Origin of the sequence: Niabella drilacis, assembly GCF_900101395.1 — a bacterium.
Lineage (GTDB): Bacteria > Bacteroidota > Bacteroidia > Chitinophagales > Chitinophagaceae > Niabella > Niabella drilacis.
Map to the genome: position 1 here is coordinate 634,357 of NZ_FMZO01000001.1, position 13,135 is coordinate 647,491.

A 13,135-nucleotide genomic window follows, 5' to 3' on the forward strand; every position below is an offset into this window, starting at 1 on the left:
CCGGAAAGATAAGCCTGATTGTCCGGTATTTTTCAAGGTGCTCGGGCGCCATTTATGTGTCTATCATATGATCTTATATAAACAAAGTTTTACTACAGTTGTGAAAGAGCTGGGTAAAGTGGATACATGCGACTTTCGGTTCTTGATTTGTGTTTGAATAAGTGTGAGCATCATTGCTGAGTATATGGAAACGGAAATGCTTAAAGCTTATTCAGGTCAATACAGGACAGTAATCAATAAAAGCTTTTTTAAGTTTGTTCATACTTAAACGATTTAAAGAAAATTATGGCGACCTTGCTGAATACGATAACGATGCATCCCCGGGACCAGATCACTTTGGTGATGAAGCGGATCTACGACCGGGTACTCACCACAACATCCGGAGGAAATTTATCCATTTGTGATGAGGACGGCAATATCTGGATCACCCCGGCCGGTATGGATAAGGGATTGCTGAAGCCCGCTGATATCGTTTGTGTGAAAAGGGATGGCTCCGTCATCGGTGAACATAAACCATCATCAGAGTACCCGTTCCACCAGGCCATTTATAAAAAACGTCCTGATATAAAAGCGGTGATCCATGCACATCCCCCGGGTATTGTTGCCTTCAGCATTGTGCGTAAAGTACCCGATACCCGGGTGCTTCCGCAGGTGCATGCGCTTTGCGGGGCCATAGGCTATGCGCCTTATGCGTTACCAGGATCAGAAGCACTGGGCAAAAATATAGCAGCTGAATTTGGGGAAGGCGCTTCGGTGGTTGTTATGGAAAATCATGGTACCGTCATCGGCGGAACGGATATTTCGGAGGCCTACCAGAAGTTTGAGTTAATGGAGTGCACCGCAAAATCCCTGCTCCATGGCAGCCGGATCGGGACGGCGCAGATCCTGGCAGAAACAGCGATCGAAAAGCATTTAAAGCAGTTCTGCAACGCACTGCCGGAAGAAGATACCTCACAACCGTATTCGGTCATCAACCGGGAAAAGCGAACTGCACTGCATAAGATCATTACCCGGGCCTGCAGGCAGGGGCTCATGTTAGGTGCGTATGGATCTGTGTCTGTGCGATGGGAGGAGAACGATTTTATCATTACGCCCGATCATATTTCCAAATGGGACCTCACCCCGGGCGATATGGTGCAGATCCGGAACGGCGAACGGGAAAAGGGGAAGATACCGGATAAAACAGTACAGCTGCACCAGGCAATTTATAAGCAGCATAAAGACATTAATGCCGTCATTATTACGCAGCCTGTTTACCTGACGGCCTTTGCCATAACCGGCGAAAATTTTAATGTACGCACCATCCCGGAAACCTGGATCTATCTCCAGGATGTGCAGATGATTGAGCAGGGATGCCAGTTTTCTGAAGACGGAGCGTTGCTGCCGGTTGTATCAGCGGAATCGCCGGTAATGATCATTAAAAATGAATGCGTGGTGGTTACGGGCAATAAGTTGCTACAGGCATTTGATTATCTTGAGGTGGCGGAATTCAGCGCAAAATCATTAATATTGTCTGCTTCACTGGGAACAATGATCCCGATAGAGGACCGCGAGATCGAGGCCCTGGGTAAAGTCATGAGCCGGTGGAAGAACTACGAATGGAAAATATAACACACAGCAACAATGCATTCAATCACCATATAGAATAAGATTGTTATGAAGAACAGGTATGCCATTATACTGGGAAACTTAGGAAATACACGGGATCGTTTTTGCCAGGGGTACAAGCAGAACCCCAGTTCAGAAGTAATGTTAAAACAGGCATTGGAGCGGATGCCGCAGATCGGGGGCATTGAGCTGGTAGGCACCTGGGATATCCGGCCGGATAATGTGGCGGATATGAAAAAAAGGCTGGATGATGCCGGGGTGGCCTGTGCCAGCATTATCCCGGATACTTTCGGGAACCCGCTTTTTGGAAAAGGCAGCCTTACCAGTACAGATGCAAAAGTGCGGCAGGCTGCCCTGGATTATTTACGCCAGATGAGTGAAGTGGCATTGGCGATGGATTGCGGGATCGTAAATTTATGGCTGGGCCAGGACGGCTACGATTATTTGCTGGCTACGGATTATGACCAGGAACGTAACTGGCTTACAGAAGGTACCAGATCCGTTGCTACAGAATTTCCGGCACTCCGGTATGCCCTGGAATACAAACCAAAGGAACCCCGCAATTTCTCTTATCATGCACGGATGGCCGATACGATCCTGGCGGCAAAGGAAACCGGCTGCTCAAACGTGGGTGTCACCATTGATACCGGCCATAGCTTTTATGCCGGTGAAAACGTGGCAGAGGCGGTTGTACTGGCCAAACGTGCGGGCAACCTGTTATATCACATGCATTTTAATGATAACCACGGCAGCTGGGATGATGACATGATCGTAAGCAGTGTGCATTTTACCACTTATGTGGAATTGTTGTTCTGGTTGCGGAAAACGGACTACGAAGGGTGGATCTCGATGGACCAGTACCCCTACCGGGAAGATGCTGTGGATGCCATTTCTGAAAGCATCTGGTGGGTAAAGAAATATGAGCAGATCGTAGATGAATACTACGATGAGATCGGGCTGCTCATAAAAGAAAATGATGCTGTTAAAACTTCCCGGTTCTTACGGAAGCTCTTCCGTTAAGAACAATGGCTGCGGAAATGGTTCCCGGTATTGCAGGAGCGGGCCTGGTAACGGATTGCGGCTGTGCTCCATGTTTATAATATTCAAACGGACTAGGTATGCGAACAGGAATGCCGGTTACGGCTGTTTTTGACATAGGGAAGACCAATAAGAAATTGCTGGTTTTTGATGAATACTACAATGTGGTTAGGGAGCAGGTCATTCGCTTTGATGAAATTGAGGATGATGAAGGATTCCCCTGTGAAGACCTGGAGGCACTTGGCCGGTGGGTACAGGAACAGTTCGGTCTGTTAAAAAAAGATCCGGGATTGCAATTAAAAGCCGTAAACTTTTCAACATACGGGGCCTCGGTGGTGTACCTGGATAAAGACGGGCTACCGGTAGGATATCTGTATAATTACCTGAAGCCCTATCCCGCGGAACTGCAGAATGCTTTTGAACAGGAACGCGGAGATGCAGCGGCCTTTTCCGTGGCAACCTGCACACCGCTGATGGGACATCTGAATGCCGGCATGCAGTTGTACTGGATGAAAAAGAAAAAGCAGGACCTGTTGCAAAAAGTAGCGCACGTGCTCCATTTTCCGCAGTACCTGAGCTACCTGCTTACGGGAAAAATGATGACGGAAATGACCCATCTGGGATGCCATTCCGGGATGTGGGATTTCAGGAAGAACCGGTATCATACCTGGCTGGCTGAGGAAGGACTGATAGAAATGTTAGCGCCTATAACACCGGGCAGCCATGCAGTGAACGTAAAAAATGAAGGTACCGGCGAACTGATCGCCATAGGAGCCGGTTTGCACGACAGCTCCGCGGCTGTAATACCTTACCTGCAGCGTTTTCCGGATCCCTTCATGATCCTGTCAACCGGAACCTGGTCGATTAGCCTCAACCCTTTTAATCAAACATTGCCCAATGCAACAGAGTTGTCAAAGGGCTCTCTGAGTTATCTGAGCGATACCGGCCTGCCCGTAAAGGCATCGATGTTGTTTGCCGGTAATGATCATGATCTGCAGGTAAAACGGATCGCGGCGTATTTTAACAGCTCGCCCGGGTTCTATCAATCGGTTATGCCGGACCGGGAGCTCTTTGAGGGGCTTTTATCAGGTCTGCCTGCTGCTGGTATAAGCGAAGAGGTGGCGGCTATTACAAGTGCCACAACACCTGCCCGCTTCCGTTCCAGGGACCTGCAGCAATACCGGAATGCATCGGAGGCGTATCACCAGCTGGTTGCGGATATCGTTACGCAACAAAAAACGTCTTCAGCAATGGTGCTGGGCGATGGTGGTCCCCGGCAATTATTTGTTGACGGAGGTTTCTGCAAAAATGAACTATATATGCAATTATTGTCGGCTGCATTCCCTCAAATGAAGGTATGTGCTGCTACGATGGTTCAGGGCACGGCACTGGGAGCAGCGCTTGCGCTGCATCATCACTGGAACCGGAAGCCGCTTGCTGCTGCGCTTGTTCAGTTAATGCATTATTCAGGATAAGGAATGAAGAAGCCCGGCGATGGCTGCTTTGCAGCAATTATTGCTCAGTGCCCTTAATGGCAACGAAGCTGTTTGCCGCCCTCAACAACACTCCTCTTTTTTTTGCTCGGGCGGGCATTTTTTATGCCGTTTTTTTGCAGAACCGGCCCATCAGCAGAACAGATTTCTCCCCGGTCAGAAGAGGTATCTTATGCGCCCAACCTAACTCAAAACCCCTGCAGCAAAAAAGATTGGAATGTCTTAAATTACAATGGGGTGACCAACAAAGGCGCATCCTTTTCTTTTATCTTTAGAAAGTATTTTGTACCGTGGCCCGATCCGTTGAGACCCACCATAAAAGTATCCTTAATTATTTTGACAACCGAAGGACCAATGCCGCACGGGATCTTTTAATGCAAAAATCAAGGCTTTCAGGGCCGCTGCAAGAGGTGTAAGAGCGCTCTCTTTTTCCTGTTTAGATGCGCTAACATTTATGCTTAATGCTCAATATTTCCCATTTATTCAACCTGATCCGTTTAAACGGGCAATAGTATTTGAAAATGTTATAGTTTACACATGTATTATAAACCTAATGACCTTCCTCATAATCTCGTAGCCCGGCAGGGCCTGGTTTGTTATTTTTGATTCCCGGTAGGAAAAATGGAAACGGAAATGCTACATCGTTCAAAGAGGAATGCAGCCTGCAACATATGGAGTAAGTCTGAGAGTTGCTATTTAAACCAACATACGGAATTCCTTTTAAAGAAGCGTTCGCGAAACTTATGGGCTGGTCGCCATCATACAATCTGTCCATCAAATATTTTAGCGGCACGGCTACATATATCGCTATGCTGAACGTTCAACGAGGTTCTGATTCAAAAAAATATTTTCTTGATCCGGGTAAGGTAGAATCTCTCGTGAGCGTGCGCTTAAAGGGGATTGAACAGGGTTCAATTTAGTACTATCCTTACCAAATAGATCTGTCGCCTGCTTTAAAGAAAGCAGGGGATTTGTGGAAGGAGTCATTGGGGGCAAATAAAAAAACTCTCGTGAAATGCCCGGATATGATCGCTTGCTTCCACAGGAATATTTTCTCTGTGACTGGATACCGTTGCCAAGATAGCTTTGCCGTTTGCAAGTACATAGACTTTCTTTAAGCAATAATAAATGCAGAAGCCGGCAAACATCATACAGGCCGGAATAAGAACAGCCGTAAAAAGCCGGACATGTTTGAAAGTCATATCGAGGTTTTTTAATTGCCTGATCATTTTTCGTCCTGTTGTTGTAACAGGAGCAAAAATGAGGCGGCTGGCAAGGGATTATGGCGCGGTATTGGTAGGTGGTGACTTTTTAAAAAAGAACCGTCGGTATATTCTTTGTATCAAGCGTAGTGATGACGCAATGTAAAAGAACTAATAATCTGAATTTTGATGGGCGGGGCCATCTCTTATATCTGAAATTTTGACCGGTGGATAAAATGGAGTAATTTGGCCGCGATGCGTGATCCGGAAAAGAAACCTGAGGGGTTAATGAATAAGCGATCGTCTCCATTTGAAATTTTCTTCATGGAGCATTATCGTCCGCTCGTTTATTTTGCCCGTAAATTTATAAAAGATACGGAGGCCGCCGAGGATGTGGTGCAGGATACTTTTATCAAATTTCTTGGGCGGGAGGCTGACTTTGATAAGGAAATTGCGGCCCGGTCCTTTCTGTATATAGCGGTACGAAATGCTTCATTGAACTATTTGAGGCAACAGCAAAACCATAAAAGAATACTGGCTGCAAATGAAGTCAAAGAAGCCCAGGACTCTTTCGTGCTGCAAGCCATCATTCAATCCGAAGCACTCAGCGAGGTGCATAAGGCCATTAATGAACTGCCGGAGGGATGCCGGAAAGTTTTTAGATTGGGGTACCTCGATGGGCTGAGTAACCTGGAAATCGCTAATCACCTTTCCATTAGCATCAATACCGTCAAAACACAAAAGGCCAGGGCATTGCAATTGCTGCGCCTGAAAATAAGCCCGGAATTCTTTGCTTTGCTGAGCTTGCTTGTAATGGGCTATTCTTCTAATTGATTTTTTTTCAAAAAATCTCCAATCCTTTCACCCCAGGGGGCTTGGTTATGTGTTTTATTGTACGAATCGTAACTATGAACAAGTTTGAGGAATCAATAAAATACGGACGCTTGCTTGGTAAGTACCTTAAAGGGGAGTTGACTGTAGCAGAGCAACAGGAGTTTGATGCATGGCTCCGGCAGGACGAAGGCAATAAGCGTTTTCTTTTGCATTTATCTGACAAGCAAGTGTTTGTGGAGGGGGTGAAAGATTTTGAGCAACCTGATGTGCAGGCTGCCTGGCTTAAATTTTTAGAAAGGATGCCGGCTGGAGCCAGGGTAAAACGAATGAGAGCCGTTCGTGTTTGGTGGGCTGCGGCGGGTGTTTTATTGGCGCTGTCTGTTTTGTCCTGGTTGTATTTTGGTAACCGGATAGAGAAACTGGCGCCCATTGCCCGGACACAACTACCTGTTAAAGATGTTATGCCTGGGGGAGAAAGGGCAACCCTTACACTTGGAGACGGCAGCACCATTGTGTTAGATAGTGCGGCAAACGGTGTATTGGCGGTGCAGGGCGGTTCAAACGTAACGAAATTAAAAACAGGGGAGCTGACTTATGCTGCGCAAGGGGCGGCAGCTCCATCAACGGTTTTGTACAATACGGTTTCCACCCCCAGGGGAGGGCAATATAAGCTTACATTGCCGGATGGCAGCAGGGTTTGGCTGAATTCGGAATCTTCTGTCAAATTTCCATCTTCATTTATGGGGGATAGCAGAACGGTTGAAGTAACCGGTGAAACTTATTTTGAAGTAGCCAAAAACCAGGCGCTTCCGTTCCGGGTAAAATTGAATACCGCTTCCGTGGGGGCATGTGAAATAGAAGTGTTGGGCACGCACTTTAATGTGAATGCGTACCCCGATGAATCTGTTTCAAAAACAACGTTACTCGAAGGGGCCGTTAAAATAAAGAGCAAGGGAACGGTCAGGCGTCTTTCTCCGGGACAACAGGTAGGGGTGGACGCAAACGAAATGCAGTTATACAACGACGTTGATGTGGATCAGGTAGTAGCCTGGAAAGATGGCTTTTTCTGGTTTGACAACACGGATATAAAAACATTGATGCGCGAGGTTGCAAGATGGTATGACGTGGACATTGTTTTTGAAGGAAAAGTTACAACGGATGGTTTTTCCGGAAAAATTTCTAAAGGCTTGCCGCTTTCAAAACTATTATATATTCTAAAGCTCAATGATGTCCGGATCGAGGAGAATGGCAAAAGAATGATCATAAAATCATAGAACAAAGGTATAAATACTGAACTGAGAAAAAAAGCCGGTAGTGAGGGAACACTGCCGGCCGGAAGGCTCAGGCTTATTATAAAGCTGTTGACGCTAATTTTTAACCCAAAACCAGTACAAAGGTATGTATTTAGAATCGCAGGGGAGGCCTTTTTTTAAAAGGCAGGGCCTCGCCAAAACGTTACTTGTCATGAAAATGATTGCTTTTTTCCTGCTTGTTACATTTATGCAGGTTAGTGCAGGCAGTTTTGCACAGAGGATCACTATTTCCCGGAACAACATCCCCATTAAAAAGCTGTTTAAAGAAATTGAGCGGCAAACGGGCTACCAGTTTTTTTATAAAGAAAAACTGTTCAGGCAAGCGTCTAAAACCAATGTTTATGTGGTAAACGGAACGCTGGAGCAGGTGCTGGATCAATGTTTCAGGGAGCTACGGTTGGCCTATTCAATCGTTGATAAAGTAGTGGTAATAACAGAAAAAGACCTGCCTGTCAAAAAGCAGGAGGTTTTAGAAATTGTTGCTCCCGCAGCTATGCTTGTTTCCGGGAAAGTAGTGGATGATCAGAACCGGCCCTTACGCGGGGTAACGGTAACAAACATCCGTACCGGTATAGCAACGCAAACCGATGAAGCCGGAAATTTTCGCATAGAGGCCCATATAGGCGACCCGATAGAGTTTTCATCCATCGGGTACGAAAAAGTTCAATATAAAACAGATGCAAATACCACCGGTATTGTCATCCGTTTAAAAATGGCCGTTACCAACCTGGATGAGACGGTGGTGGTAGGCTACGGCACGCAGAAAAAGCTTACGGTAACGGGCGCCGTATCATCCGTTTCTACGGAGCAGTTGAAGCAAAGTTCTTCAGCCAGTTTGGCCAATGCGCTTGCCGGACGCCTGACCGGCTTAACCTCCCTGCAATCTGGTGGAGGACAGCCGGGACGGGATGATGCCGTTATGTATTTACGTGGTGCGGCTACCACCAATAGCACGGATATGTTAATCCTGATTGACGGAGTGCCCCGTGATAATATCCGGACACTGGACCCTAATGAAGTAGCCACGGTTACGGTATTGAAAGATGCGTCTGCTACAGCGGTGTTTGGCGTGCGGGGGGCCAACGGTGTAATGCTCATAACCACCCGGCGGGGCAGTGAGGGGAAAATAGCGTTCAATGCCAGCATTGATCAGAGCTACACTTCATTTACCCGTGAACCGGAGCGTCTGCATTCTGTAGATTATATGAAATTGAGAAATGAGGCGGCGGAGAATGACGGGAATCCGGCACCTTTTAGTCAGGCCGATATAGATCGCTATACCAATCCCCTGGCAGGCCTGGATCCGAATGACCCCAATTATGCCGGGCAGGTGAAGTTGCGGCAATATATGTATCCCGATCATGATTATTACCGGGAATATGTCGCTCGCTATTCGCCGCAAACGCGTGTAAACCTCAGCGCAACCGGCGGTACCAGTAAGATCAACTATTTCGTAAATGGATTATATCTGCACCAGGGAGGAAACCTGAAAACTGAACCCCAGTTGGTATTGGGCTATGATCCGTCTTCCTGGATGGACCGCTATAGCTTTAGGGCTAACCTGGACTATAAGATTACTGCTTCATTAAAGAGTTTTCTGAATATCGGTAGCTATATTGAGCGCGTGAATATGCCCCAGTCCGGACAGGTATATGGGTACAATACGAACTGGATGATGAATGATATCATAAACATGACGCAGTCAATTTTGCCCATTACGCCAGGACCTACGACTATTGCAGGTTTTGGTGTGGCACCCGGACAGATCGTGGATCCCACGTTGAATGGAGATCGTTATATGGACCGGTCTGCATTTGAGATTATAAACAGGATGGGCTATCGCAGTGAGCTGCGCTCTAACCTGAACTCAACATTGGGCGCCGAATGGGATCTTAGTAATGCTGTTACAAAAGGACTGAGCATGAAAGGAATGATTTCTTATGATGCCAAAGCGACCACCGGTTCGGAAGGACAGAAACTGGAGCGACTCTACCGGTCTCTTGTTAATACAACTACCAACGGGCTGAGTTATGCTGAGGCACGTTCTTCGGAATCGCTGCTAAGTCTTGGAAAAGCAGCAGACTCCCGGTATAATATTAACCTGCAGGGTTCTGTAAATTATAACCGCAGCTTTGAAAAACATGCTGTAACGGGTATGGTACTGGTGCAGCGGGACAACTGGGAAGTTCCGCAGGGATCGTCAGAACAGTTAATCCCCTACAATGTAGTGGGTTTTGCCAGCCGGTTTACCTATGGATTTGACAACCGGTATTTGACGGAGGTGAATATGGGGTATAACGGCTCCGAGCAATTTGCCCCTAAAAAGCGTTTTGGTTTTTTCCCGGCGGCCTCATTGGGTTGGGTGGTCAGCAATGAAAAGTTCTTTAAGCCTTTGCGCGATGTGATTACCAATCTTAAATTCCGGGCCTCTTATGGCAAAGTGGGGAATGACCAGATCGGGGGCAGGCGTTTTCTTTATACAGATAACATCACCATGGGCGGCGGTCCTTTGCCCAGCCTTGGGTTAGGGCGGGGCGTAAACCTGGGTCTATTGGGAAATTCCAGTATAACCTGGGAAACTGCGGTAAAGAAAAACCTTGGCGTGGACATTGGCCTGTTCGGGGACCTGACGGCAAGCTTTGATTATTTTACAGAACACCGCAGTGATATCCTTATTAGCCGGCAATCAGTTCCCATATTGCAGGGCGTACCACTGGGCAATATTCCCAAGGTAAATATGGGTATTGTGGATAACAAGGGTTATGAACTGGAGCTTACCTATAATAAAACGTTCTCCAAAGACTTTTCCCTCTTGGTGAAAGGGAATTACAGTTACAACCATAATACCGTCAGGTTTATTGACGAGCCCATCCGGGATAGTTCTTACGCGTATCAATTCCAGCAAACGGGATACTCCCTGGGACAGCTATGGGGGTACAAGATCGACTACGGCAATGGTAATGGTTATTTTAACTCAAAGGAAGAACTGGATGCTTACCTGGCTAAAACAACGTATGGCTTTGGCTCACCACGGGTTGGGGATTTCAAATACCTGGATCTTAATGGAGATGGGGAGGTTAACGATAAAGACCTGGCGCCGATCGGGTATCCGGCTATTCCCCGCGTCAATTTTGGTTTTATGTTCTCCGTGCGTTATAAAGGAATGGAGCTGACTCCTTTCTTTCAGGGAGTAACACAGTATTATGCACCTTTTCAGTACCAGGGGGCTTACGAGTACAACTTCCGCGGCACTTATTTCGGATATCAACGTACGGCCTGGACGGCAGAACGCTATGCAAACGGAGAAAAAATTACGTACCCGGCGTTGAGCACGCATCAGAATACGAATCATGTGGCCAACGATTTCTTTGTAATGGACCGTTCCTTTATCCGGCTAAAGAATATTGAGCTGGCCTATACACTGCCTGCTGGCGCGCTGAAACGCTTCGCCGTACAAGGCTTCCGGGTATATGTAAGCGCGTATAATTACTTTACCTGGGACCGTTTGCGCATGAACCACCTGGATCCGGAAGGTACTTCTGCTTTGGGGTACCCCATTACCAAGTCGCTAAATTTTGGCGCCAACATTACTTTCTAAATTCAGAATAAACAATAAAGATGAAACGCCTGTGTATCGCTTTTTACGAATAAGAGCATCTATACGGAGCGCGTTACATCGAACTATTAAAAAATATGTATATGCTGATGAAATTGAGATATATAAAATTTAACATAAAACCCGGCCTGTTGTTTATTGCTGTTCTTTTCCTGCTGGCGCTGGGATCCTGTAAAAAGGCGCTGGATACCGCGCCGGATGGAAAGATCTCGCTGGATGAGGTCTTTGCCGATCACGATAAAACGGGGGCTTATCTGAATAACTGTTATGGGAATATCCCACTCAAGGGCCTTCATTATTTTTTCTGGAGCCGGGGGCCTGTAGAGTGGTGCGACGACGCCTGGGATACCGATGCGGAGGCTGAGTCCTGGATCAAGTCGGGGCGCATGTATAATGGGGTAGCATCTGCTGCAAGCCATCCCATACTGGAGTTTGACGATGCCCGCAACGGCGCTTACTGGGACCGCTACTGGAATTCTATTTATATGTGCAGCTATTTTCTAAGCCGGATTGATAAAGCAACCGTGCGTACCGAGGTCGACCGGAAGCGCTGGGCGGCGGAAGCGCACCTGCTCAGGGCGTATTATTATTCTGAGCTGCTGAAATGGTTTGGCGCCGTATTGCCAATAGAGCGGGAGCCCTTTTCATTTACCACGGACTTTTCAAAATTGAAAAAGGCTTCTTATTACGAAGTGGTGAAATTTATCATTGAGGATTGTGATGCGGCGTTGGCTACAGCAGAGCTTCCCTGGCGGATCACCACCGGTGCACAGGGCGAGCGTGTGACTAAAGCGATGGCTGAGGCCATTAAATCGAAGATGATCCTCTTTGCCGCCAGCCCGCTCAACAATGGCGGCCAAAACTACTGGCAGGAGGCCTATCAGATCAATAAAATAGCGCTCCAAAACCTGCGGGACCATGGATATGCGCTCTACACCCAGGTGAACTTTCCACAGACCTACCTGTCTGATGTAGCGTTTATTGGGCCGGATAAGGATCCTCATGCAGCGCTGTACAATGAGTATTTTAACCAGGCTATGGATTATACGGATCAGCCGGTAGACAAGGAAACGATTTATCAGCTTGGCGGAGGTGGTCCTGCCTGGATAACAGATGGTATTGGCGCTCAGGCAGGGTATAAATCCGGAACCTGCCCCTCGCAGGAACTGGTAGATGCCTATGAAACCAAAGATGGTCAGCCTATTTTGAATTTAAGCAACCCCTATTTAGACGAGCAGCACCTGCTGCCTAATTATAATACGGCCAATACATTGTATAACCCGCAAGACCCATATAGCAACCGGGATCCCCGTTTTTATGCAACGATCTACTATAATGGGTCAAAGCGGAATTGCTGGTGGGGGTTTAACGAAGTGGCAGAATCTGCAGAGAACTTTCCCGGCGCAGCAGGGCAACGTACCCGTATTATTGCCACCTGGATGGGGGAGCCGCAAACAGGTCTCGACGCCACAGTAAGAAGCAAAACCCGTACCGGTTATTATGAGCGTAAGTTTCTGCACCCCAACTCCGGTGAAAATTTCAATATTGAGCCTGCACCGGCAAAGCTGTTCCGGTTGGGAGAGGTGCTGCTCAATTTTGCAGAGGCTGCGGCCAATGCAGGTCAAACGGAGGATGCTTATGCGGCAGTGAACGAGATCCGCAGTAGGGTGGGCATGCCCGGTTTGCCGACCGGGTTGTCGCAGGCCGAACTGATTGTTCGTGTTCAAAACGAACGCCGGGTAGAGCTTGCCCTGGAGGAAAACCGGTATTTTGATGTAAGACGTTGGACTACTCCCGGGGGGGATCTGTCTAAAACCGACAAGTGGATCACAGCGGCAGCCATTACGCGTAACCCCAATGGATCTTATACGTATGGCCGTCGTACCGTACGGTCTACTCCGCGTGCCTGCTATACCAATAAATTCCTTTGGGTGCCCATCCCCCTTAATGAGGCCAGCCGTTTGTTGGGAAGTACCGGGCAAAACTGGCAAAACCCAGGCTGGTGATAAACTGATTTAATTGACTTATAAC

Annotated in this window: 7 protein-coding genes; all 7 read left to right on the forward strand. The window is 47.4% G+C overall.

All coding sequences use genetic code 11. From position 1 onward, the window contains the following. Positions 1-285: 285 nt before the first annotated feature. The 7 genes from BLS44_RS02730 to BLS44_RS02775 all read left to right on the forward strand — a co-directional run bounded on the left by BLS44_RS02730 (position 286) and on the right by BLS44_RS02775 (position 13,110). Positions 286-1,611 (forward strand): class II aldolase/adducin family protein, encoded by a 1,326-nt coding sequence (locus BLS44_RS02730; RefSeq protein ID WP_090388459.1) that lies wholly within the window; start codon positions 286-288, stop codon positions 1,609-1,611. A gap of 45 nt (positions 1,612-1,656) precedes the next feature. Next, positions 1,657-2,628 (forward strand): sugar phosphate isomerase/epimerase family protein, encoded by a 972-nt coding sequence (locus tag BLS44_RS02735; RefSeq protein WP_090388460.1) that lies wholly within the window; start codon positions 1,657-1,659, stop codon positions 2,626-2,628. A 98-nt stretch (positions 2,629-2,726) separates the two neighbouring features. After that, entirely contained in the window at positions 2,727-4,121 is a 1,395-nt protein-coding gene (locus tag BLS44_RS02740) for an FGGY-family carbohydrate kinase (RefSeq protein ID WP_090388461.1), read from the forward strand. A gap of 1,508 nt (positions 4,122-5,629) precedes the next feature. Then, positions 5,630-6,175, forward strand: coding sequence for an RNA polymerase sigma-70 factor (locus BLS44_RS02760; protein ID WP_262492840.1), 546 nt, complete (start codon positions 5,630-5,632; stop codon positions 6,173-6,175). A 74-nt stretch (positions 6,176-6,249) separates the two neighbouring features. Next, positions 6,250-7,449 (forward strand): FecR family protein, encoded by a 1,200-nt coding sequence (locus tag BLS44_RS02765; RefSeq protein ID WP_176954288.1) that lies wholly within the window; start codon positions 6,250-6,252, stop codon positions 7,447-7,449. 190 nt (positions 7,450-7,639) lie between these two features. Next, the gene (locus BLS44_RS02770) at positions 7,640-11,086 is read left to right on the forward strand and encodes a TonB-dependent receptor (protein ID WP_218127677.1); all 3,447 of its coding nucleotides are present in this window, start codon (positions 7,640-7,642) and stop codon (positions 11,084-11,086) included. Between the two features lie 107 nt (positions 11,087-11,193). Further along, the gene (locus BLS44_RS02775; RefSeq protein WP_090388629.1) at positions 11,194-13,110 is read left to right on the forward strand and encodes a RagB/SusD family nutrient uptake outer membrane protein; all 1,917 of its coding nucleotides are present in this window, start codon (positions 11,194-11,196) and stop codon (positions 13,108-13,110) included. The last annotated feature ends 25 nt before the right edge of the window (positions 13,111-13,135 follow it).

Excerpts from the sequence above, each read along its gene's own strand:
- BLS44_RS02730 (WP_090388459.1), top strand. The coding sequence starts at position 286 with ATGGCGACCTTGCTGAATACGATAACGATGCATCCCCGGGACCAGATC.
- BLS44_RS02735 (WP_090388460.1), top strand. The coding sequence starts at position 1,657 with ATGAAGAACAGGTATGCCATTATACTGGGAAACTTAGGAAATACACGG.
- BLS44_RS02740 (WP_090388461.1), top strand. The coding sequence starts at position 2,727 with ATGCGAACAGGAATGCCGGTTACGGCTGTTTTTGACATAGGGAAGACC.
- BLS44_RS02760 (WP_262492840.1), top strand. The coding sequence starts at position 5,630 with ATGAATAAGCGATCGTCTCCATTTGAAATTTTCTTCATGGAGCATTAT.
- BLS44_RS02765 (WP_176954288.1), top strand. The coding sequence starts at position 6,250 with ATGAACAAGTTTGAGGAATCAATAAAATACGGACGCTTGCTTGGTAAG.
- BLS44_RS02770 (WP_218127677.1), top strand. The coding sequence starts at position 7,640 with ATGAAAATGATTGCTTTTTTCCTGCTTGTTACATTTATGCAGGTTAGT.
- BLS44_RS02775 (WP_090388629.1), top strand. The coding sequence starts at position 11,194 with ATGAAATTGAGATATATAAAATTTAACATAAAACCCGGCCTGTTGTTT.